General features: G+C 29.4%; 26 protein-coding genes. 23 read left to right on the forward strand and 3 right to left on the reverse strand.

All coding sequences use genetic code 11. The features are described 5' to 3' along the window. Positions 1 to 179: 179 nt before the first annotated feature. The 4 genes from B3040_RS14180 to B3040_RS14195 all read left to right on the forward strand — a co-directional run bounded on the left by B3040_RS14180 (position 180) and on the right by B3040_RS14195 (position 3,862). Complete coding sequence (locus B3040_RS14180; RefSeq protein ID WP_291574462.1) at positions 180 to 755, forward strand: RNA polymerase sigma factor; 576 nt, start codon at positions 180 to 182, stop codon at positions 753 to 755. Next, positions 739 to 1,932 carry a zf-HC2 domain-containing protein gene (locus B3040_RS14185; protein WP_291574464.1) on the forward strand — a complete coding sequence of 398 codons (1,194 nt, stop codon included), beginning with the start codon at positions 739 to 741 and terminating at the stop codon, positions 1,930 to 1,932. Before B3040_RS14180 ends, B3040_RS14185 begins: the two co-directional genes overlap by 17 nt. 557 nt (positions 1,933 to 2,489) lie before the next feature. Further along, positions 2,490 to 3,479 carry a M28 family metallopeptidase gene (locus tag B3040_RS14190; RefSeq protein ID WP_291574466.1) on the forward strand — a complete coding sequence of 330 codons (990 nt, stop codon included), beginning with the start codon at positions 2,490 to 2,492 and terminating at the stop codon, positions 3,477 to 3,479. Between the two features lie 32 nt (positions 3,480 to 3,511). Next, on the forward strand, positions 3,512 to 3,862 hold the full coding sequence (locus B3040_RS14195) for an SH3 domain-containing protein (RefSeq protein ID WP_291574467.1): 351 nt from the start codon (positions 3,512 to 3,514) through the stop codon (positions 3,860 to 3,862). 198 nt (positions 3,863 to 4,060) lie between these two features. Here the strand turns inward: B3040_RS14195 and B3040_RS14200 are convergent, their stop codons facing one another. Then, positions 4,061 to 5,764: an MFS transporter gene (locus B3040_RS14200; RefSeq protein WP_291574469.1), complete on the reverse strand. Its 1,704-nt coding sequence runs from the start codon at positions 5,762 to 5,764 to the stop codon at positions 4,061 to 4,063. Between the two features lie 295 nt (positions 5,765 to 6,059). Further along, complete coding sequence (locus B3040_RS14205) at positions 6,060 to 6,593, reverse strand: TetR/AcrR family transcriptional regulator (RefSeq protein ID WP_291574471.1); 534 nt, start codon at positions 6,591 to 6,593, stop codon at positions 6,060 to 6,062. A 406-nt stretch (positions 6,594 to 6,999) separates the two neighbouring features. On the opposite strand from B3040_RS14205, the gene B3040_RS14210 reads away from it, so the two are divergent. The 6 genes from B3040_RS14210 (at position 7,000) to B3040_RS14235 (ending at position 12,692) form a co-directional block, all read left to right on the forward strand. Then, a complete protein-coding gene (locus B3040_RS14210; protein ID WP_291574473.1) occupies positions 7,000 to 8,280 on the forward strand; it encodes a hypothetical protein in 1,281 nt (426 codons plus the stop codon). A gap of 202 nt (positions 8,281 to 8,482) precedes the next feature. Further along, entirely contained in the window at positions 8,483 to 8,716 is a 234-nt protein-coding gene (locus B3040_RS14215) for a helix-turn-helix domain-containing protein (RefSeq protein ID WP_291574614.1), read from the forward strand. 149 nt (positions 8,717 to 8,865) lie between these two features. Beyond that, complete coding sequence (locus B3040_RS14220) at positions 8,866 to 9,621, forward strand: AIM24 family protein (protein WP_291574475.1); 756 nt, start codon at positions 8,866 to 8,868, stop codon at positions 9,619 to 9,621. 232 nt (positions 9,622 to 9,853) lie between these two features. Next, a complete protein-coding gene (gene cysS, locus B3040_RS14225; RefSeq protein ID WP_291574478.1) occupies positions 9,854 to 11,323 on the forward strand; it encodes a cysteine--tRNA ligase in 1,470 nt (489 codons plus the stop codon). Between the two features lie 72 nt (positions 11,324 to 11,395). Then, positions 11,396 to 11,947: a flavodoxin family protein gene (locus B3040_RS14230; protein WP_291574480.1), complete on the forward strand. Its 552-nt coding sequence runs from the start codon at positions 11,396 to 11,398 to the stop codon at positions 11,945 to 11,947. A gap of 385 nt (positions 11,948 to 12,332) precedes the next feature. Next, positions 12,333 to 12,692, forward strand: coding sequence for a hypothetical protein (locus B3040_RS14235; RefSeq protein WP_291574482.1), 360 nt, complete (start codon positions 12,333 to 12,335; stop codon positions 12,690 to 12,692). A gap of 101 nt (positions 12,693 to 12,793) precedes the next feature. Here B3040_RS14235 and B3040_RS14240 read toward each other — a convergent pair whose 3' ends face one another. Further along, positions 12,794 to 13,534, reverse strand: coding sequence for an HAD-IA family hydrolase (locus tag B3040_RS14240; protein WP_291574484.1), 741 nt, complete (start codon positions 13,532 to 13,534; stop codon positions 12,794 to 12,796). A gap of 417 nt (positions 13,535 to 13,951) precedes the next feature. On the opposite strand from B3040_RS14240, the gene B3040_RS14245 reads away from it, so the two are divergent. The 13 genes from B3040_RS14245 (at position 13,952) to B3040_RS14305 (ending at position 23,359) form a co-directional block, all read left to right on the forward strand. Next, positions 13,952 to 14,812, forward strand: a complete 861-nt coding sequence (locus B3040_RS14245; RefSeq protein ID WP_291574618.1) for a helix-turn-helix domain-containing protein — start codon at positions 13,952 to 13,954, stop codon at positions 14,810 to 14,812. A 392-nt stretch (positions 14,813 to 15,204) separates the two neighbouring features. Further along, entirely contained in the window at positions 15,205 to 15,495 is a 291-nt protein-coding gene (locus tag B3040_RS14250; protein WP_291574487.1) for a CD3324 family protein, read from the forward strand. A 248-nt stretch (positions 15,496 to 15,743) separates the two neighbouring features. Then, a complete protein-coding gene (locus B3040_RS14255; protein WP_291574489.1) occupies positions 15,744 to 17,288 on the forward strand; it encodes an ABC-F family ATP-binding cassette domain-containing protein in 1,545 nt (514 codons plus the stop codon). Between the two features lie 312 nt (positions 17,289 to 17,600). Then, positions 17,601 to 17,927 (forward strand): (2Fe-2S)-binding protein, encoded by a 327-nt coding sequence (locus B3040_RS14260; RefSeq protein WP_291574491.1) that lies wholly within the window; start codon positions 17,601 to 17,603, stop codon positions 17,925 to 17,927. A 148-nt stretch (positions 17,928 to 18,075) separates the two neighbouring features. After that, complete coding sequence (locus B3040_RS14265) at positions 18,076 to 18,858, forward strand: tetratricopeptide repeat protein (protein WP_291574492.1); 783 nt, start codon at positions 18,076 to 18,078, stop codon at positions 18,856 to 18,858. A 2-nt stretch (positions 18,859 to 18,860) separates the two neighbouring features. Beyond that, the gene (locus tag B3040_RS14270) at positions 18,861 to 19,448 is read left to right on the forward strand and encodes an Imm50 family immunity protein (RefSeq protein ID WP_291574495.1); all 588 of its coding nucleotides are present in this window, start codon (positions 18,861 to 18,863) and stop codon (positions 19,446 to 19,448) included. Positions 19,449 to 19,637: 189 nt separating this feature from the next. Then, positions 19,638 to 20,069: a hypothetical protein gene (locus B3040_RS14275; protein ID WP_291574496.1), complete on the forward strand. Its 432-nt coding sequence runs from the start codon at positions 19,638 to 19,640 to the stop codon at positions 20,067 to 20,069. Between the two features lie 153 nt (positions 20,070 to 20,222). Then, a complete protein-coding gene (locus B3040_RS14280; protein ID WP_291574498.1) occupies positions 20,223 to 20,819 on the forward strand; it encodes a hypothetical protein in 597 nt (198 codons plus the stop codon). 39 nt (positions 20,820 to 20,858) lie between these two features. After that, positions 20,859 to 21,101: a hypothetical protein gene (locus tag B3040_RS14285; protein ID WP_291574500.1), complete on the forward strand. Its 243-nt coding sequence runs from the start codon at positions 20,859 to 20,861 to the stop codon at positions 21,099 to 21,101. After that, positions 21,091 to 21,456, forward strand: coding sequence for a hypothetical protein (locus B3040_RS14290; RefSeq protein ID WP_291574502.1), 366 nt, complete (start codon positions 21,091 to 21,093; stop codon positions 21,454 to 21,456). Before B3040_RS14285 ends, B3040_RS14290 begins: the two co-directional genes overlap by 11 nt. A gap of 158 nt (positions 21,457 to 21,614) precedes the next feature. Further along, positions 21,615 to 22,244 (forward strand): hypothetical protein, encoded by a 630-nt coding sequence (locus tag B3040_RS14295; RefSeq protein ID WP_291574503.1) that lies wholly within the window; start codon positions 21,615 to 21,617, stop codon positions 22,242 to 22,244. Between the two features lie 22 nt (positions 22,245 to 22,266). After that, on the forward strand, positions 22,267 to 22,593 hold the full coding sequence (locus B3040_RS14300; RefSeq protein ID WP_291574505.1) for a DUF6678 family protein: 327 nt from the start codon (positions 22,267 to 22,269) through the stop codon (positions 22,591 to 22,593). 289 nt (positions 22,594 to 22,882) lie between these two features. Then, positions 22,883 to 23,359: a hypothetical protein gene (locus tag B3040_RS14305; RefSeq protein ID WP_291574507.1), complete on the forward strand. Its 477-nt coding sequence runs from the start codon at positions 22,883 to 22,885 to the stop codon at positions 23,357 to 23,359. Positions 23,360 to 23,553 lie beyond the last annotated feature (194 nt).

A 23,553-nucleotide genomic window follows, 5' to 3' on the forward strand; every position in this document is an offset into this window, starting at 1 on the left:
ATATTTTTTAGCATGAAAACTTGGTCATCTTAAGAATAACTTACATATTTACAATGAATTCAGCTTGAAAAGAGCTCAATAAAAAAAGTTTTGGCAAAAAGTAAAATTTGGGAACTTTTTTAGCATTAACATAGTCTTAGATACAAAAGGGTATTGAAATAAAAAACGGAGGTGAAGTTTTGATTACTGATGAGTTATTAGTAGCAAGGGTACTAAAGGGTGAACGTGATGCTTTTGATATTCTTATTAGAAAGTATCAAGGAATTATTTATAATTACATTTTTAAGAACACCTTGAATAAGGAAGATACAGAAGATATTATTCAAGAAGTATTTATAAAAGCTTATAAAAATTTGTATAGACTTGAAAATAAAGAAAGGTTTTATAGTTGGTTATTTAAGATAGCTATAAACACCATGAATACTTCTTTTAAAGCAAAAAAGCAACATAATTTAATGGAAGAAAGTGAACTGATGGATATTAAGTGTAATGTAAATGACACTCCTGAAGAGAGGCTTCAAATAAAGGAAGAAAATCTAGAGTTATTAAAAAGATTAAGCGTTCTCAATGAGGAAGAAAAAAATGCAATGATTTTAAAATATGTACAAGGATTTTCTTATAAAGAAGTTGGAGAGATTTTAGGCATCAAAGAAGAAACAATTAAAACTAAGCTTCATAGAGCAAAAAAGAAACTACATGACCTTAATAGAAAGAGTATAAATAAGGAGAGGGTTTTAAATGAAGTGCAATACTAATAAGTTGTTCGCTTATATTGATGGAACTTTAAAGGATGAAGATATAATAAAGATAGAAGAGCATTTAGAAAACTGTGAAGTTTGCAGAGAAACTGTAGATACTTTTAAATTAATGGAAACCGTTGGTGAACAAAATTATCCTGTAGGCATAGATGTGGTGGACAGGGTAAGAAGTTTAACTGATGATGAGCTTTATAGTAACAAAAAACTATTATTTTTAAATAAGTTCTTACCAAAGAAGAAAAGTTTTATAAAGTATGCCTCTGTAGCAACAATTGCTATTGTTATGGCAACTGGGGCATTGAATTTCAGTAAATTTATCTTTGGTGAACATATAAAGGGAAACACTGTAGCTCCTGCTAGTCCCACTCCACAGGTTATGGAGGAGAACAAAAATTATAATAAGAATTATGAGTTAAAAGAAAAGAATATTGAGGATTTAGAACTGTCAGATATGGAGAAAGCAATGCTAGATAGGCATCCACTAGGTGCAAAGGTAAAGAATAATTTTAAATATCCAGATAAAGAAGAGCTTCACTTTAAGCTATATAATGCTGTAGATAATTTTAAAACTGCCAAAGGAGAGTTTATTGAGGAATGGCCAAATCTAACGGCTTCTATGAAAGGTAGTTTTATAGTTGATGTAGAAAATAAAACTTCAGTAACTGTGCATGAAACAGAAGGGAAAAAGCCTATAACCGCAATTTATCATAAGGATAAAAGAAAAACCTACGACGACAATAATAAAATTTATAGAGAATTTGATGAAGTTCAGCATAATGGGAAAAATATGATAGTAAGGCCAATTAGAATCTTTTTACACCCAGCCCTTACAAGATCAGATACAGAGTACTTAGGGGTAAGTAATTTTATTATTTCTAATGGGACAATTCCAACTTATTTGGCTGCTTATGAAGATTGGAATTACACTGAGTCAACCTTTTTAGGAAGAGCTGTTTATAAGCTAGAAGGAGTAATCGATAGATCAATGACTGAGCGTTGTTATGGTAAGTTTTCTTTAATTATGGATAAAGAAACTGGAATAATGCTTCAATTCTTATCCTTTGATGATAAAGGAAATATAAAACACAAAGTAGAGTGTACTAGTTTAGAACTAAATATGCCTATAGATGAGGGGGTGTACAACAAAGATACCTCTGGATATGTAAAAAAATAAGAAAATAAAAAGTTAGCCTACAGGTTAAATTACTAAGTAAAGTAAGCTAACCTATAGGCTTTTTTATTATATAGAGAACCAATATGTAACACTTATTAGAATAAACTCAGATGATACCTTAGCTAAGGTGACGATAGATATGAAGTCATCATTGAAGAAAAATACAATGAAAGAGTTAAAACAATGGCAAATTTTCAATAAGTATTAATATCAAAGTTAATACCAAAATATGAGGAAGGGGGGAACATTAGATTGGTAATAGGAAATACTCAAGGAGGGCATAGCCAATAAGATAATTACACAATATAAATGTAGTTATTAATAAAGGGATAGCACATACTTTTACTCCTTTTTCATCAGATGCAATATAAGATTACAAGGGTAATGTATTTAATGAGGTGAATGCTATAGGATTTTAGAGACAAATGTGTATATTCTAAAATAAAAAAATATTAACTTCCTGTAAATACATTAATTACTGTATTTACATTATATTACATATAATGTAATATAATGTTATACACCATGTTAATATTATATCAAAGGGAGGTGAGCAATTGTTTTTTAAAAAAAAATTATTACTTCTAGCTGTATTAAGTGTTACTTTACTACTAGTATTAGGCTTATTTTATAGTAAGAATAATTCTAGTATTTCTATGAAAAATGAACCTATTGAAAATATGAAGTTAATAGTAAACAAACTATGTTCGGAAGAGTTTGAAGGAAGATTAATTGGAAGCAAGGGGAACATTCTAACTGAGAAATATATAAATAACATATATTCTGCTATTGAATTAGAACCTGTATTGGAAAAGGGTTTTTATCATACTTATTCATACGACCCTAGTTTAGTGACCAGAGAAGAAGGTAAAGATTCTGTAGAGACGACCGCCAACAATATAATTGGGAAAATAAGTGGGACAAACTCTAATAAAGCAATTATTTTATCTGCACACTTTGATCATTTAGGCAAAAGAAAAGGTGATATTTATAAAGGAGCAGTTGATAATGCTTCCGGAATTGCTACAATGATACAATTAGCACTTCTTTTGAAAAATGATTCATCAAGTAATGCGTTTAAATATGATATAGTGTTTGCTGCATTTAATGGTGAAGAGTTTGGACTAACTGGCAGTGAAAACTTTGCTAATAAAATTTCTGACTTGTATGATGATGTTATTAATATAAATATTGATTCAATAGGCTATAAAGACGGGGGAGATGTAGCACTTTTCAATACATTTAAAAAGCCCAATGAATACAAAAAAATAGATGCAAATGAAGAGTATATTAAATTAACTAATAATATTAAGTCATCGTTTAATAAGAATGGTGTAAGTGCAACTAAAAAAGATTTGGGTGTAGGAAGTGATGATTTTTATTTTCAGAAAAAAGATTACACAAGCATTTCTATTTCAGAAGATAATATTAGAAGAATTATTCATACACCAAATGATACTACAGAAGTTATCGATTATAACAGATTAGAAAGGGTTGTAAATTCGGTACGAGACTTTATAAATAACCACATAGACAGTTTTGATTAAAAATAATATTTAAAGTAAAGTGAGGTTTTATTATGAATTTAAAAAAAGTTTTAATATTAACATTGGCAGCATGCGCTATTGTAGGTTCAACAGGTATAAATAGTATAACAACATATGCTTCAGATGCTAAGAAGGAACCTGTAAAAATTGAAACAATTCAAACAAGAGGTTTTGAAAAGGTTCTTATTGAAACTACTGTTGGTGCAGATATAAAATCATGTCCTAATTTAAGATGCACTACTGTAGGTAGAGGAGAGTATGGTGAATATTTAGACTATCTTCATGAATACACTTATGATTCAAATGGGGATCAGTGGTTTAAAGTTAGGGCTAATAATGGAAATATAGGATGGATTCAAGAATATAAATGTGTTCTACTTTAAAAATTGTAAATAAACATTAATGTTATCAACCTGTGTATTATAGGGATATTTTTTATTTTGTCTTTTAACCGATAAAATACCTTTATTAATTAAAAAATAGTAAGGTAGTAGATTAATTTCTACTACCTGTTTTAGTATACAGGAAATATGAATTCCTATATATTTGTAACATCTAATATAGCTTTGTTAACTTTACACCTAAGCCTCTTTAGCTTTACCTTTAAGCAGTATGGATAAAACTAAGCCTATGAAAGCAATTACAGCTGCACCTAGGAATAGTTTGCTAAAGCCACTGTTTAAAGTTGTTTGGAAGGTACTTTCTATTGCGGCTCTAGAGCTTTCTATTTGTGACAAGTAGTCAGTTTTCATGGTAGCTAGAGCAGCATCAGGAGAAACCCCTTGAGGAAGGCTCTTGCTTAAACCTTGTTTTATCATTGGAGCAACCTTGTCTATCATAGAGGAAGCAAAGTTTTTAAGAACATCAACTACAGTAGTTACATCTGCACTTTGAAGGCTTGCTAGAGCTTCAGGGGAAATGCTACCAGAACCAAAACTTTGAGCTGGAGCATTTGCTCCCATACTTATCTTTGGCATTAAAGCCATTAAATTTCCTTGAAGGCTATTAGCTGCATCAGTTATGAAATTTATAAGTAAGTTTGGAGAAATTGCAACTCCAATAGAACGTATCAAGGATAAGGTTGCTTGAGCAGAAGCTGTTTCATTTTCAGATACATTAGTTTGAATTAAATAATTCAGTGGTGTACCCATAGTAAAGCCCATACCTAAGCCCATGAAAGCGAGTCCTAAAATTAAAGTTATAATAGAAGGATAGCTGATTACTAAAGTAGCCATAATTAAAGCACCTATTAAGGTACAAGAGTAACCTAGAATTAAGATGAACTTAGCAGAAAACTTATCTATAAGTCTTCCACCTAGAGGTGCACAGAAACCTGCAAAGATTGCCATTAAAGTTATCAAATAACCACCTGAACCGGTTTTAAGTTTAAGAACATTTTCCCCAAATTGAGGTATAAACACTATTCCCATCATACCAGCACCCGTAATAAAACCTATAGAAAGGGTAAGAGCTATTTGACGGTTTGTAAAGTATTTTAAATTAATTACTGGGTCTTCCGCTTTTCTCTCAATTACAAAGAAAATTGGTAAAAGTATAATAAAAGCTATTAAATAAGGATACACATTAGTAGACTTTATGCTGTTAGCAAAATCATGAAATTTAAGATTTGTTAAAGCATACATAATGGAAAGTATTAAGGCAGTTACTACTATGCTTCCCTTTATGTCCATTTTTGTAGGGGCCTTAGTGACTTTTTCTTCTTTAATTTTCATAGAGGCTATAACTACTATGATACAAATAGGAACATTAATTAAGAATAGAACCCCCCAGTTAGAGTTTCCTGATAAACTTAAAAGGGCAGAACCTACTGTTGGTCCAAGGATATTAGCAATACCAAATATTGCCCCAACTAAACCAAGGGCAGTACCTCTTTTTTCTGGAGGAAAGCTTTCCCCAATGTAAGCTGTAGCAATTGGAATAATTCCACCACCACCAATAGCTTGAATTACTCTAGAAACTAATAAAAAGGTAAAACCTCCAAAGTAGTTTGATAGACCGCATAATAAAGATCCAATTCCGAACACAACAATACTAAAAGTAAATAACTTCTTCTTGCCATATCTATCTGATATCTTGCCAATTATAGGCATGGATACCGCATAAGCTAAAGTATAAATGGTAATCATCCAAATACTATCATTTGGAGATACAGATAAAGAGTTTGCAATAACTGTCCTTGCAGGGGAAACTATTCCAGAGTCAAGTGCCCCTATAAAAATACCTAATAAAAACATGATAAGTACTAAAGTTTTGTTATTTTTCATTTTTTTCTCCTTTCTGAACTTGGTTCATAATAATATAAAAAAATATATGCTACTTGTGCTAATTTACATTTTTCAATAAATAATTAGCACAAGATAGTATTAGTATGAAGATCTAGGACAAGTTTATGTAAAAGGTGAAACAAATTTTCATAAACTTTAAAAATAAAATATAGATTTTTAATATATAGTGCAATAAAGAAACTGAACTAATAATAAACCTATTTTTACACTCTCTTTCATATAAGCTGCTTCTAATTTATTAAGTGATGTAGAAATGCTATTGCAACTTATATACCTAGTTCAAATTTAAAATACTGTAAAATTCTTCGAAAGTTAAATCCTTATCCTTTGGTAAATAAAACATAGTTGGTATAAGGATTTTTGAAATTTTATAGGAACTTAAGGAAGGATTTATTTCTCCCTTATCGATAGAGGTATCAATAATATTTTCTACTACACTATATAAGTGAGAAAATATTTTTTCTCTTGGACATTGATTTTCATTGCTTACAATCATTGCTTCAAACACACCAGAATAAATTTTAAAAAAGCCATCCAGATATCGAGCTAAGGTAAATAATTTATTTTCTAGTGGTTTATCACTAGAAGGTAACGCATCAATATGGATTAAAATTTTCCTCCAGTTACTAAGAATTATTTCTCTAACTAGTTCATCCTTATTAGAGAAGTAGTTGTAAAAAGTGCCTACAGCAATGCCAGAGTTTTTGGCAACATCTCTAATATTAAGATTTACATAGCCATTCTCCAAAAGTAACTCACTACCTTCAGCAAGAAGAGTTTCTTTCACATTCTCCAAAATCTTAGGCATTATGTCTCCTTTCTCCTTACAAATATTATAATATGAACCTGGTTCATATTATGTTACAAGTATACTACTATTTTTTCTAATAGACAATAGCTAATGTATATATAGCCGTACACCTTGAAAAGGATGATAGTTTGGACAAGTAACAATGTAGCTGATAATTGTTGCTTTATAAGTATAATAAAATGACATAATATAATATACATTTGACTTCTTTTTTCTTTCATTGTTTGTAAGAAGAAAGAAGTCATTCTTATTTAATGTGTTGAGTTGAAGTGAAAAGAAGTTTTGTTTAAAAGTGTATATAAGTAGTTTATTTGTATAAATTTACATATTATGACTTAAGTTTACAAAGACAATATCGATAATATAATTGGTAAAAATATAATTACATATTTTGGGGGTAAATATGGTTAATATTAATAAGTTAGATTCAAATTATTTCCAACAACAGATAAACTATAACACAAATAATAATATTGTTAATAATATGGAAGCTAATGTTAAACGTGACAATTGGCTTGAGGAAATTTGCGATGTTATAGATTTTAGTTTTGATTACTCTAATGATGAAATAATGACAATTGTAGGTGATATTTCATCAAAGTTTAATAGGGAATTTACTATTTATGGAGAAAATAATGAAATATCAATGGCTGAACATGTCAATGGATATGGAAAAATTTTAAATAGTATAAAGAATAACTTAAAATTGAGTGTATCAGAAAAAGAACAACTAACAAAAGTATTAGATACTTCATTTGATAGTTATACGAAAACCATGGCTAAGGAGTTTGCAGACAGAATAGATTTATTTTTTAATAATGCTTATTATCAAAAAGTTAGTAATATGCAAGATCATAGAGACTTAGGCATAAAAGCTGAAAAACTAGCTGATTCAGAGAAGGTTGAAGCAAACATTTCTAAAATGATTTCTGCCACAAAAGTTTTTTACAAAAACAATTTGGAAGGTACTGATAAAGAACTGCAACATTTTTTAAAGGATAGTTTTTGCAAAACAGACGTAATGGAAACTATTGAAAATTTAAGTTATAAAGATTTTATATCACTACAAGATACTTTAAAAATGTACTATAGCAATCTTGCTCAAGCTTTTGGTGAAGAAGATAAAGTGAAAAATGCAGATAATGCAATAAGTAAATTAGAGCTTGATGGAAGTTCTAAAGAGTTAATTACTAAATTTGAAGAAGCTATGCTTCAAAATCGCGATTCTAATACTAGAATACACTTTTATGAAGTGATAAATACTAAGTTTAATACTAGTAGTGATAAGCTTAAGGATGAAGTGAATGAATATGTTAAATTTTTTAAGGATTTAGAAAAACAAAAAATGGAAATGGATAAGAAGCATCAAAAGGAATTAGAAGACTTTGAAAGAAAGCTTGAAGAACAGATGCTTAAGATAATAATGATTAATGCAAAGAGTCCTGCAGATCAAAGAGAAGCATTGATGAAGCTGCAACGTTGTAAGGTTAGATTTTTAGATGAACTTGAACTTAAGATTAGAGCTATGTGCGAAGAAAGTAAGGAAAGATTAGAAAAGCTTGCAAAAGATAAAAAAGATTTTCATGAAAATCCAAGTAAGCTAATCAATGAATACTTAGAAACTGACAAAATAAAAAATAAAGAAATTTTACATAATGACTATAAACTAAAGTATAAGGAATAGATAAATATTACGTTAAAAAGAAACTCTAATCACTTATGGTGAAAGTAGCAACCTGAAGGAGAAAACTTGAGGTTGCTACTTTTAATAATTTGATGCAATTTTTAGCATAGGAATATATTTAAACAAGGAACCTTTGAATAGTATAACAAATTCAGGTGTACAGGATAAGCTATAATTAGAGAATTGATATATTCAATTTCACATTAATAGAACGACACTTTCAGAGGAGTTTACAAAGGTTACTGGCCAATCGGTTATAGATTATGTTATAAAGCTTAGAATCAAAATAGCTTCCATACTTTTAAGCCAAACTGCCATACCAATTGGTGAAGTTGTATACAGAACGGGCTTCAATGATAGCACTCATTTTGGAAAAATGTTTCGTAAACACACTGGTTTTTCTCCTTCTCAATACAGAATTAATAAATCCTCCTAGGTAAATTTATAAGATAAAACTAGTTTCCTAATTATAATGCGAATTTCCGAAAGTAAACTAGAGGATATATACTTGGATAGAATTTCTTGAATAAGTATAAAAAAACAGGTAGTATTAAATAAAAATATAATATAAGGGTGGGAATTTCAATGATAACTTACAAGAATTTATATGATAATAAAAACATAGAAATAATAGCTTCAAAAGGGGATGTAAAAGTTCTTGAGTATAAGAGAGATTTAAGCGTTGACTATTCAAATGCAGTATCTGCATATTTCGCTTCAGAAATGAAGGTTAGAAAAAGACAGGTGCTAATTGAGCTAAAAGGAAATGCTTATACAATAAGTGCTGGGGCAATGCAGTGGACTTCAGGCTCTGTTACTATGGTTGCTGATGTTAAAGGAATTGGAGACTTTTTAGGCAAAGCTCTATCTTCTAAAGTAACAAAGGAATCTGCAATTAAACCAAGATATCAAGGTAATGGCTTGCTAATGCTAGAACCAACTTACAAGCATATTTTACTTGAAGAAGTTTCAAATTGGGGTGGATTGGTCCTTGATGATGGACTTTTCCTAGCTTGTGAATCTAAGGTTCAACAAAAGGTAGTAGCTAGAACTAACCTTTCTTCAGCAATGCTTGGAAATGAAGGGTTATTTAACCTATGTCTTAGAGGTGAAGGTGTTGCAATATTAGAAAGTCCAGTACCAAGGGAAGAACTTATTGAATTTGAACTTCAAAATGATGAAGTTAGAATTGATGGAAACTATGCTATTGCATGGTCTGATACCTTAGAATTTAGAGTTGAAAAATCTGGTAAGAGTTTAGTTGGCTCAGCAGTTTCAGGAGAAGGCTTAGTTAATGTGTACCGTGGAACAGGAAGAATACTAATGGCTCCTATAAAATAATTTATAGACATAGGACTTTATAAAGAAGTTTTAATACCATAGAATAAAGCATGAGTAGATTTTTTAGATGAGAATTAAGGGGAGGTTTCAAAAGAAATTTTTATGTAAATTGCTTTGAAACTCCCATTGTTTTTTTGATGCCTTATAGGTTATTAAAAAATATTTTTAGTACTTTAACTATTGTTATAAAGAAGTAAGTGTAGCTTTGTGCAGGATAAAAGGAGTGAAGAAGATGAATATTTATTTTCATAATGTATTAACTAAGAAAAAGGAATTATTTGTTCCCATAGAAGAAGGAAAAGTGAAGATGTATGCTTGTGGTATTACAGTATCAGGAGATGCTCATATTGGACATGCATACCAAGCGGTAATATTTGATGTTATTAAAAAGTACTTTGAGTATAAAGGGTATCATGTTACTTATGTAAGAAATTACACTGATGTAGATGATAAAATTATTGCAAAGGGCATAGAGTTAGGCATTGACCCACAGGAATATGCTAAAAAGCAAATTATTAAAACGGATTTAGAGTTAAGTAACCTTGGAGTTGATAAACCAACAGTTCAAGCAAAGGCAACAGAAAATATTGAGGATATGATTAGTTTCATTAGTAAGTTAATTGAAAAAGGTTATGCATACGGAGCAGAGGCTGGAGATGTATTTTTCTCTGTAGAAAAATATTCTCAGTATGGAAAACTATCTAACAGAGTTATTGAAGATAGTATTAATGGAGTAAGAAAAGATATTGAGCCTGGAAAATTGGACAGTAAGGACTTTGCCTTATGGAAAAGTGCCAAGGAAGGTGAAATTTACTGGGAGTCTCCATGGGGTAAGGGTCGCCCAGGTTGGCATATTGAATGCTCAACTATGAGTATGAAATACTTAGGAGAAACAATGGATATTCACGGTGGTGGAAAGGATTTAATTTTCCCACATCATGAAAATGAAATTGCACAATCTGAAGCATTAACAGGAAAACAGTTTTCAAATTATTGGATACATAATGGACTTGTTAAGATAAATGGTCAAAAGATGAGTAAATCTCTAGGCAACGGAATCTCATTAAAAGAGCTTTTAGATAACTATCATTCAGATGTCATAAGATTTACTTTGCTACAAAATAGTTATAAGTCAGATATAAACATAATTGATGGTGTATTTGAGGAAAATGAAAAACATATATATAATTTTTATAAACTCTTCAACACTATTGATAATTTGAAAACTAATGAGGAGTTAAATGAGGAAAAAAAATCAACAGATATGGAAGTCAAGCCAGAGTTGTCAGTTGAAATTAAAAATTCTTTTGACCAAGCTATGAGCAATGACTTTAATACTGCAGTTGCACTTTCTCACTTGTTCCAGCACTTTGATAAAATGAAAGCAATGATTAATAAAACTAAAGAGATAGAGAATTTAAAATTAATAAAAGAAACACTAATAAACACATACTATGTATTGGGAATCCTGCAGCATGAGCCTAAAAAGGTCATTGAGGAAATAAAGAATAAATATCTAGGAAAATTCGGCATAACAGAGGAAGAAGTAAAAACATTAATCGAAAAAAGAAGTGAATATAAGTCAAATAAGGATTATGCAAATGCTGATAAAATTAAAGAAGTACTCATAGAAAAAGGAATTCTTATCCTAGATGGACCTAAGGGTACTGAATGGGATGTTAATATAGGGAAGAAAAATTAACGGTTAGTAAAAGTAAACATATAAAGATAAAATACAGAAACAATAAATTATTGTATAAAGGGAGAAAGATTGATGAAAACATTAATTTTTACTGGAACACCTAGAAAAAATGGAGATACTATGACTTTAATAAATGAACTTATAAGTCATCTTCAAGGAGAATATAAGATTGTAAATGCATATGATTGCAATATAAAACCTTGTATTGATTGCAGATACTGCTGGAAGAATGAAGGGTGTTCTATTGATGATGAAATGCAGGAGATTTATGACTACATTCAGGAATGTGATAATGTGTTAATTGCATCCCCACTGTACTTTTCAGAGCTTACAGGCCCTTTACTTAGTGTTACAAGCAGGCTTCAAACCTATTATTGTGCAAAATTTATTCGTAAGGTTAAGCCCATTGAAAAAGAGAAAAAAGCTGGAGTTATACTTGTAGGAGGGGGAGATGGAAGTATTGATAAGGCCTATAGCACAGCTCGAATCTTGTTAAAAGACATGAACTGTACAGAAATTGCACCAGTAGTTTATAGCCATAACACAGACAAAGTTCCCTCTAAAAATGATGTAGAAGCACTAGAAACTGCAAGGGAATTAGCTAAGTTTTTTAATGAGAAATAAATTAATATAAGGAACCTATAGAAGAAATTATAGGGTTATTACTATTATTTAGAGATAAACTGCATGAAAAGTCACAAAGTAGCTTAAAGAATATACATTTTCTTTAAGCTATTTTTATATAAGAAAAATATTTTTTAGCTAAAATGTAATGATAAAAACTTAATGATTAGTGAAATAGACATTTACTAATGATAAAAAACATATATTTATAATGTAGGTAAATATATATTTATACAATATATATTTACGTAAGTATGTTTGAAGGAGGCTTTTTTATTATTGTACTTCTCAAGACCTTTGAGAAAAATCATAAAGAACAAATAATTAGGTATCCAAGACAGATATTTGTTACTAGAGAAAGTATCAATAATATGGGGAGTTTGTAATGAAAAAAATAATACAAAGAATAATTGAAACCATAATGGAACAAATGAAAAGCCTTTTAATATATGCAATTTCAGGAGTGTTTATTTCATTAATAATAATAGCTATATGTTACTTTGGAGGATATGATCAAAGGAGTATACTGAAGTATGCAGCCATTGTAGTAATAGTAATAGGGGCTGCGGGTGCCATGGGTGGTTCTAAGATGAGCAAGGATTATGAATATATAAGAAATAGAGGAATGTATCAAAATGAAGTAGATGGTGTTATTGAAGATCAGGAAAGAGCAACAAAGAATATTTATAGAGCTATTAAGATGTTTTTAACATCGGCTATAATTTATGGTATATCTTTGATTTAAACAAAATTGAGGGTAGATTCTTCAGAAAGTATTATAAATTAAATAAATCTAGGGTAAGAGGAAAAAGTTTGCTGAATTTATCAGCAAACTTTTTTTATTTACTACATTAAGAGTTTTTTAATATCTAATAAGCTTCTGATTGTAGGGCAATTTCTTTTAAATAACTTATGATAAGCATAGGATTTAAAATCCCTACACAATACAATAGAATTGATTCCTAGCTTCATTGCCCCATGACAATTTTCTATATTATCATCTATAAATATGGCTTCCTCAGGCAAAATCTTTAATTCTTCAAGAGCAGCTTTATACATTAATTCATGAGGTTTTGTAATACCTCTTTGTGAGGAGATAATAAAAGATGAAAAATAATCTCTTAGCCCTACTTCTCTAAAAACATTTTCAAGAGATGGCCATGCATCAGATACCACAGCTAATTTATAAGATTTGCTTAGCTCAGGGATAAGCTCTAGGGAATCATGGAAAAAACTATACTTATTATAGTTATATACATAATCCTTTGTAATAGCTTGTACATCTTCTATTCTTAAGTTTAATTCCGGTAGAAAACTTGCAAAAATACTATAGTAATTAAAAAAGTGTAAATATTCCTCGTTTTCATCCTTAATTAATTTTTGATTATTAATATATTCTGATGCTTTATGAAAAGCTAACTTTTTCTGGGGTACAGGTATAGAATCAAATTTTTTCTTATCTATATATGAGAAAAAATTATTAGTTATAAACCAATGACCTGTAGCTGGTTTATTTAGGACTCTACCAGAGTCAAATAAAATAGCTTTAATTTTAGTTTTATCAAAATCTTTATTAAATTTCTTCATAAAGTTTCCTCCAACTTTTAGATAGTGCAATTACTTTGCAAAAGATTTATACTTAATTTATATAGAGAAACCACTTTAACATTTTAAATATTACTTCCAAAAGTAGTTTCTTCAAGGAGAGAAGCAAGCTCATTGTAATACAAATATCTAAGCTATTCTTGGTATGAACAAATTTTCATACTAAAAAGATATAAAGTTTTAAGCTTGTCTATCTATATATAAAATCTCTAAATAAAATTTTCTTAGTGCCTATAAAATATGAGTTTCAAACTTCATTATTATGGTAATATATTAGCTGTCTTGTTACAATTACTATATAGAAGTATCAAAAATACTTGAAAAGTTTATAATACATACTTGAATAATATTCAAGTAACTTGATTATTATTATAGGAATTACAATTGGTGGTGAAAATGGTGAAAAAGAATTTATTGGAGCTTAAAGGAATAGATGAAAATATTAAGAATAAATTAAATTATATAAAGAATAACTCAGAAGTTACGGAAAGTAACATTAACGAAATTAAAGCTTTAAAAAATCACATTTTTGAAAGAGCATCGAAAACTTTTATTTATAATTTAAAAAAGCTAATTCAATTAGAGTTAACTCAAAAAAATCTAGCTAAAAAGATTGGGGTTTCAGAGGATTTACTTTCTAAATATAAGGCTGGAGAGGCTTTTCCCTCCATTGAAACCTTAATATTTATATGTGAGGTTTATAACTTAACTTTAGAACAACTTATAACTACTCCATTAGTTTCAGGAGAACTTGAAAATGTAGAAAATAGGGAAAAAGTTCAATTAGACATATTTGAAGAGCAGTATTATATTTATTTCTTAGTGACAAACATAGCAAAAGAAGGAGCTATTCATGAAGGTGTTGTTGAATTTTTAAATGATGAAGCTGTATTTAAAATACTTTCAAAGGGAGAAGAGGTTAAAACTTTTAAAGGGGATTATGATATTTCGGACAAACTTATATTTTTTAACCTTAAAAGTCCAAAGGATGGCACTACTTATATAAATATGATCAAACCCAATGTGAATAAAAATAAGTATGTTGGTGGTTTAGCAATGCTAATGCTTCCCTCTGACGCAAATAGCAAGCCTTGTGCTCAAAAGAGTTTACTTAGCAAAATCAGGATAGATAGAGAAAAGTATTATAAGGAGCTTAAGGAATTATTAAGCTACTCTGTTGGAGGAGAAACCTTTGAACACATTAAAATTTCTCAATGGGAAGATGAAATTGCCTATAACTTTATAGGAAAACTACTTTAAAGCCATTTAATTATAATTAGGTCATGGGTTTTTGAGATATTAATAAAATTAAATAAATATGACTTTATAAGTAGTATACTAACTTTTCAGTTCAGTATATAAGGAACAAAATTGACAAAGAATAGTAAAATAGTTTATTATAGGGTAAAAAAGGAAGTGGATTAGATATGTGTCAAACAATAGTAGTAGGCTCCATGCAAAGCTTGTAGAATATGAAAAACTTTTGCTTGGAGCTAATAAATAGATATCTGCAGAGAAAACTAAAGTTACACAAAAGTGTTAAAACCACTTAATTTAATTTTAAATTATCATGTTGTATATCTTGTAAGTAAATATTAAGTTTTTCATGTTTTATTCAGTCTTTGCATCTTCATTTAGGAATTAAATGTAGATTGGAGCGAAGAATTATGAAATATGAGAAAGCAGAGAATATATTACCAAACAATATAATAGAACTAATTCAAGACTATATTGATGGGGGATATATTTATATACCTAGAAAAAATGAAAATAAAAAATCCTGGGGAGAAAATACTGAAACCAAAAGGCAACTTGAAGCTAGAGATAAAGAAATTTTTAGCAAGTATTCCTCTGGGGTGTCGGTTAAAATCCTATGCGAAGCGTATTTCTTAACGGAAAGTAGCATTAGAAGAATAATCAGGAATCAAAAAAAATATGGGTGATAGGGGCTTCCATGATGAATTTTAATTATTCATCTCAAAAAAGTCTTAAAGGAACCAAGGGAGATTCAATGTATAAACAATTATTGATTTTACTTCCCTATATATAAGGCATATTTTCGTAGTTTTTGCTATGAAGATATGCCTTTAGCTTTTTATGGTCATGTTTATTACAGAAACATTTATAAACTTGGGTGCTTGCACTGATAGATGATATTATAGTTAATGAGGGTACAGGAGGTGCAGAATTTATGAGCATTTTAACAATTGAAAACATGAACCATTCTTTCGGAGATAGAATACTTTTTAGTAATGTATCCTTTAATCTATATAAGGGAGAACATGTGGGGCTTATTGGAGCTAACGGAGAGGGCAAATCCACCTTTATGAAAATTATTACAAATCAGCTTCTGCCAGATGGTGGAAGTATTCATTGGAATAAAAAATATACCATTGGATATATGGATCAGCTGATTGATTTAAAAGAAGGGGTTAGCACAATAGATTTCTTGAGAGAAGCATTTATTGATTTATATAATATGGAAGATAAAATTAATGGTTTATATAATAGCCTTGGTAATATGAATACTGAGGAAATGGATAAAGCCTTAAATAAAATAGCTAAAATCCAAGAAATACTAGATAAAAGTGATTTTTACAGCATTGATTCAAAAATACAGGCAACGGCAAATGGTCTTGGCTTCAAAGAGCTTTTAGAAAAGGAAGTTTCCACCTTAAGTGGGGGACAGAGAATTAAAATTTTACTTGCCAAGCTTCTTTTAGAAAAGCCTGATATTTTGTTATTAGATGAGCCAACTAACCATCTAGATGAAGAGCATGTAGAATGGCTAAAGGGTTACTTGATAGATTATGAAAATGCATTCATACTAATATCCCATGATAATAGTTTTATAAACAGTGTAGTAAATGTAGTTTATCATCTTGAACACAAAGAGCTAACAAGATATGAAGGGAACTACGATTACTTTGTTAGGCTTTATGAAATTAGAAGACAACAGCGGCTTATTGAATATAAAGAGCAGCAAACGGAAATTAAAAAGCTTGAAGACTATATAAGAAAAAATAAAGTAAGAGCTTCAACAGCAAAACAAGCTAAAGCAAGAGAAAAAAAGCTTAATAAAATTGAAAGAATAGAAATTAAAAAAGATATAATTAAGCCTTACTTTAATTTTATAAGTGTAGCAATGCCAGAAAATATGATTTTTCAAACCCAAAACTTAGTTATTGGATATGATAAGCCCTTAAGCATACCTCTTAATTTAAAGATGAAAAGAGGACAAAAAATTGCAATAACTGGAGCTAATGGTTTAGGAAAAACCACTCTTTTAAAAAGCTTACTTGGATTTTTAGAGCCTATAAGTGGTGAAATAACACTAAGTGAATATACAAAGATAGGTTATTTTCAGCAGGAAATGGCAGAGGATAATACCACAGAGGTTTTATATGATATGTGGGATGGCTTTCCACAAATGACAGTGACAGAAGTAAGAAAAAGTCTTGCACAGTGTGGATTAACTAGGCAGCATATAGACAGTACTGTGGATATATTAAGTGGAGGAGAACAAGCTAAACTAAGACTATGCAAACTAATTAACAAACCCTCAAATATATTAGTTTTAGATGAGCCTATAAACCATTTAGATATCCATGCTAAAGATGAATTGAGACGTGCCTTAAAAGAATATGAGGGCAGCATGATTTTAGTATGCCACGAACCAGAGTTTTACAATGATATTGTAACAGAGGTGTGGAATTGCGAAGAGTGGGTAGTTTAGGAATCAATAAATCTTCCACCAGTTTCTTTAAGTAAGATAATTGCTTAAAGATAAATTGGAGGAAGATTTTCTTATAATACTTAAGAAAAAAATACTATAGTCTGTGAAAGCAATATAAGAAAATTCTTAGGTAGTTTTGTAAATTAGGTACTCTTTAAATAATTTTCAATACTTTATTTTAACCTGTAATATAAAACACAATATTAAAATATTTACACACTCTAATATTGTGATATATTGATAAATGTAATAATATTAAGGTGGTTATCACAAATTATTAAAATCATATACAAAAGATTAGGAGTGATTTATATGGCAGGCAATAGAACAATTTGTACTGAAAATAATGTTGACTATATAACAATTAGAAAGGCTATGTGTGGTGGTGCAAGAACAGTAGAGGATTTAGTCCAAAAGGCTGGAGTTTGTACTCAGTGTGAAGGATGTAAAAGTGAACTTGAAAATATTCTTTCATCTGTATGTGGCTGCAAGGAAGTTTCTCTTAAGACAGTAGTTGATTCAGTAAAAAATGGAGCTAATACTGTTGAAAAAGTTGGAGAAGTTACAGGAGCTGGCACAGGAGAAGATTGCGGAAGATGTAAAGCTCTTATTGCTAACATAATTGAATTAGGTAGATAAAAAAATTAAGTTTGCTTAGGTATTAGGCAAACTTTTTTTATTTAATTTAATTGAGAACATAATAGATAAAATCCTTAACTTAGGAGGTGTAGTTAGAATTCCAAGATGATATAATTATAGTAATAATTTACAAAACAAAGGGGTTATAATGAGCAGTTTAATGAATCTATATGACACAGGGGAAAATTTATATGTTGAAGGAAAATATGAAGAGGCAATTAAATACTTTAAGGAAGCACTTAAGATAAAAGAAGATAGAACTTCTTCATTAAATTATATAGGGTGTTGTTATCTAAACTTAGGAAAATATAGTAAAGCTTTGAGCACTTTTGATGAAGTATTACAAATAAGATTATGGGAAAGAGCGCTTTTTAATAAGGGAAGAGTATACCTTAAGCTAGAGAATTATACTGAAGCATTAGGTAACTTTAATAGAGCTTTAATGGTAAATCCAAATGAGGGTGATGTTTATTACTACTTAGGTGTTTACTATGATAAAGTAGGAGAGTTTGAAACAGCAAAAACATACTATAAAAAAGCTATCGAGTTACATGATAAAGAAGCAGAATATCATCTAAATTTAGGTATTGCTTACTCTAGATTAAATGATTATAAAAAAGCTATTGAAGAGTTTGATTTAAGCATACAATTAGATGATAGTGATTCAAGTGCATATTTTAACAAAGCATGTGTTTTGTATAAAATTAAGGAATATAATGAAGCATTAAAAGTTTTTCACCATTCTAATTTATTATTTCCAAATGATATTGAAGTAATGAATATGGTTGCAAATTGCTACTATTATTTAAGGAAATATCACAAGTCTTTAGAGTGGATTAATAAAGTTTTGAGCATTGATAGTAGTGATGAGGAAGCGTTAAAGCATAGGGAGATTATTAGCAAAATATTTATGAGGGAAGGCGGAATTTAGCTATGTTAAAATGCCAAATTATTAAAACAATTAAGTTAGAGTTCAACTGGCATAAAGTTTACTATGAATCAGATGAGGATATTGAGTTTCAGGGATACGATAAAATCAAGATTATTTACTCTGAGAAAGAAAGCTATACTGCTACAATAATAGAGATTGATGAGGACGAAAATGGGAAATTTATAGTTTTAAGTCCGTGGTATAGAGATGACATACATCCAGGCAACTGCGAATTTCAATTAATTTTTTCTCCAAGAAAATCTATTAAAGGATCATATAAAGTTATTAGTGTATATGAATATTGGCCATCCTTTCATGATGACGAAATAGAAGAAGTAAGGCTTGATTCCAGTGGTATATCCATGATAATAGAAATGAATACAGTCCCGGATAGAAGAGAAAAATGTAAAATAGTTTTAAAGTTTTTGGGAATTAAGGAGATGGATTTTCAGGATTGGTGGAGTTCAAACATTATTTTGGGAATAGAGTTTAGATATAATGGAGATTTTATTGAAGTTACAATAGATGCTAGTTTAGGACTAGTGGGAAACATTGTTTGTGAAAAAGTTTCAGTTGATTTTATTGAATAGAATATCGAGAAAATTTATAAGGATGAAGATTAAGTACATAACTTGATTATTCTCTAGTGGATAAGTTTAAGTAACTTATAAAAAGTTACTTAGAGCAAGGTGTGTATTCAGTAGGAAACTTTATGGGATATCAAGATAGTAGTAGAAATCAATTTAGGATATTAAAAAACTAGTTTTGTGAGGTGAATTATGAATAATAGTAAAGAAGAACTAAGTAAAATGATAAATTTAGATGTTGCGGCAGGATTTGCAAAGATTATGTCCATAGCATATATACTTATAATAATTATAAATCTTGCTATACAGCCTGAAATATGGTACTTAACTATTCCCATCGAAATAATTCTTATTTTAATATATAAGTTTAGAGCCAACTTTATAAGAAATAGGTTTAAAGCATATAAGGTTATTACAGCAAAAATTACAAATATGAATGCAATATTTATTCAAGGTACCCGAAAAATAACATATTCCTACGAATATGAATCTAAGGAGTATATAGGGAGTTCAACAATACTAGATTTTCTACGTGATTCATTTTGTGTTAAACCTGGGAACTTAATAAGTATAGCGGTTTCCATAGATAACCCTCAAATATCTAAAATTTTAAAACTATATTAGTATTAGATATGGTTTAAGTATAACTATATTTTTATATGGAGATAAAAATGAGATTAATAAATGAACAAGAGAAATTTAAGTTTTTATTTCAAAATGTATCTTATTAAGAGAAATTAGTGAAAAACTAATAAATAATGGGGAGTTATATTATTTATGAAGTTTAAGAAAAATAGGAAGTCAAGTAAGAATAAAGATAAAAGGGGCTTAATAGCAATCTTAATTGCTGGTGGGATACTATACTACTTAGGGAGTGGTTATGTGTTTTTCTGGGCGTGGTATATATTTTTGACACTGTTTTTTGTGGTTTTTTCAGCGGGTATATTTGCATTCATTTATTTTGCATTAAAAGAAAAACTAAATGATGACAAAGGTAAAAAAAGAAAAAAGAAACCCAGGAATAAAGTTTCACTGTCTAAAAAAATCGGAAATATAGGTCTCGTTACCTTATCAAGTGCAATTAGCCTAGTATTATATTTTTTCATCGCTAAAGAGCTTTTGCTAATGACTTTGGATATCCCTAATGTAGTAAAAGGCGAGTATATGAAAAGTTATTGTGAAGTTGAAAAAGTTAGAACAGGGTCAACAAAAAATAGACAAGTTCAATATGTAACTGTAAGAGATTTTAATACTAATGAAATAATAGAAGTTAAATTCCAACATAGATATAAGACAATATATTACAAACTCAATTATAATATAACCTATTTGCCTCACTCAAAACTTGGGGTAGAGGCAGAGTTTGCAAAATAAATACGTTGATTGAGTAGTTTCAGAATAGGAGAATTATTAATGGAAATTACAAGAAAGAGTTTTAAATATCTAGAAGGTCAAAATTCAGATGAGGATGATATAGCAGGTGTAATTATCAGTACTTTTGCAGATAAATTAATAATTGGGGTCACTGAGCGACATGGTGGTGATTCAGAAGTTGTTTTAGACTTAGAAAATGCTAAAGAGCTTATAGGCGTTTTAAATGCAGCAATTGATAATATTAAGGAGTATAGGGAGAACAATTACAAGAATGAAATTTGAAAATATATGTTGGAAAGCCTATTTTAAGATTAACTCAGAAAGTAAAATTAAGTTAATGATTAAAAAACTAGAGAAAGTTATAGAAAAACCTATTACAGTAATAAGCTCACAGAAATATTGGAAGGACAACTCTCTATATGAAGTTAGTTTTACAACCCCACTTGGAATAGACGAAGTTGAAAAAGCTATATTTGAAGTCCTAAGAACTTATAAATTACTAGGACAAGATTGTCATATAGTTGGACCTGAGATCAATGCAGGAAAAAAGTGGAGCTTTGAAGGAATATGTAGTAGAACAAATATATCAGGTTTAGAATGGATAAGTTTTAATATACAGAATTATGTTGACTTATAAGAGTAAGAACTTATAACTTCAATCAATAATTTATTAAAGATAGCTTTGATTATTGATGGAAGAGAATAATAAGTAGCACTAAATAAGCATTATATAAAGTTTTTTTAATTATATAATGCTTATTTAGTTAAAGTATATTAAAAGAAGGTGATATAAATATGTATGTGTCAGGAGAAGTAAAATATTTTGCCAATGGCTTTCTTATTATTGAAGAGAAAAAGAATCATCGCTCTAAAAACTCAAATTACCAAGGAATCGAAGGTGATGTTTGGCCACTTGACTTAGACAGTCCCAATGTCGAAAAGAATGAACTACAATTTTTTATAAATTATATAGATAATAATGTTACTTCATTTTCAGATTACTTGAGAGCAGATGATATCAATAATATTGGGGTTTTAAATAGATATATAAATGCCTGCAACAGAGCAGGGGTGAAGATTATTGTTCTTCTTTGTGAAACTGAAAAGAAATTACCAATGCTAACTGTTTCTAGTGAAGTTTTAAAGAAGGATTTTACGTTTATTGGATTTGATTATGGTTACTGTGGTTCAGATTATTATTCCTGTGTAAATAGTGATATAGGGAGAATTGTAGAAATGAATAATTTAAAGGTGAATGAATTTGGCCTATTTGACACAGAAGAAGGAATTATTGAATTTATAAATCTGAGGACTTACTTGAAGAATACGTGTTTAGGAAATAAATTTGAACTAGGACCAGATGAATGTTATACAATTTATAAACTGTGGAAGTATAAAGGAGAGTATCCTATAAATTGTAGGTAATAGATTTTGGAGCGTGAAAAATATGAGCTTTAGAGAATACAACAGTTTAATGAATAATACTAAGTGGAAAGAAATTAGAATGGCCATGTGTAATTACCCAGGCACAGTATTATGGAGGGTAAGAAACATTGATAATGGATTATTAAGCAATTGGGATTCAGAATGGTTTAATCATTTTCAGTTAAGAGAATATAGTAAGATTGAGTGGCTAGAGATTAAAGTTAATAGCAAAGAATTGAAAAATGATATTATTCATATACTGCGAGAGATTCATGTTCCTGGTGAGGTACTTAATGACTCCATAAAAATATATGGATATATAAAAGATGGTTTTATTGATTATATATAATTTAATGTTTTACACTTAAGAATTATTAGTTCTAACCCTTTTCAAAATGAGAGTTTTAGAGTTTGATGAGATATTCAACAAACTTTTTTATTTGCATAAAAATTAATAGAAAGTTACTTATTGAGGTAGGTATGAGTAAATAAAATATATAAATAGTATAATTAATTGGCATTATCTTACTAAATAGAAGTGGTAGTATTAACGATACTAGTATAAGGAAGCTAGTAGTTATCTGACAGGTTAGGGCTATAAAGGCTTTTACTCAAATATACATAACGGGGGGATTAATATGAAGGAATACTTAGGCAAAACATTCTCTTTGAGTTTAATTTTTGCATCAGCAGCTTATTTAATTTGCAATTTATTTGTGGACAAGGAAATGGCACCCATGGTTGCATTCTTTACTTTTGTAGTATTTTTTATTGTGCTTTTTATTTACATGAGTTTCTATACTAAAAGTGCAAATAAGATTGATTTAACGGGCATCGATAATATTTCTTTCAAGGGGCTTGCGAATTACTACACTGACCGATTAATAGGAAATGGAACTTTGATAACCACGCCTGATAGAATTGTTTTTATACCCGCAGATAATAAGAAGGCATCAAGGGTTGAATATAGCCTACAGGAAGTTCAAAAAATAACCTATGATAAAATTTTCAAACATATCAAAGGAATTAAAGTAGAACTAAATGATGGTTCTATAATTGGTTTTGGAACAACGAGTTATAAAGAAGTTTTAAAGTCCTTAAACATCTCAAACTAAGCTAGATCTTTTGTAAATGGAGACAGTTAATAGCAAATAGTATATTGATTAACACCTTTCACCTGGAAAGAATCAGGTGATGGGTGTTTTTACGTAAGTATACAAGAAAAATTAACTCTCATAATTTTTCCATTTTCAGGTGAGCTACTCCTTTTATGTGGATTGCTTTCATAGTTTCTTTTATTAATGTCTAC

Origin of the sequence: Clostridium sp. UBA4548, assembly GCF_002387895.1 — a bacterium.
GTDB lineage: Bacteria > Bacillota > Clostridia > Clostridiales > Clostridiaceae > Clostridium_J.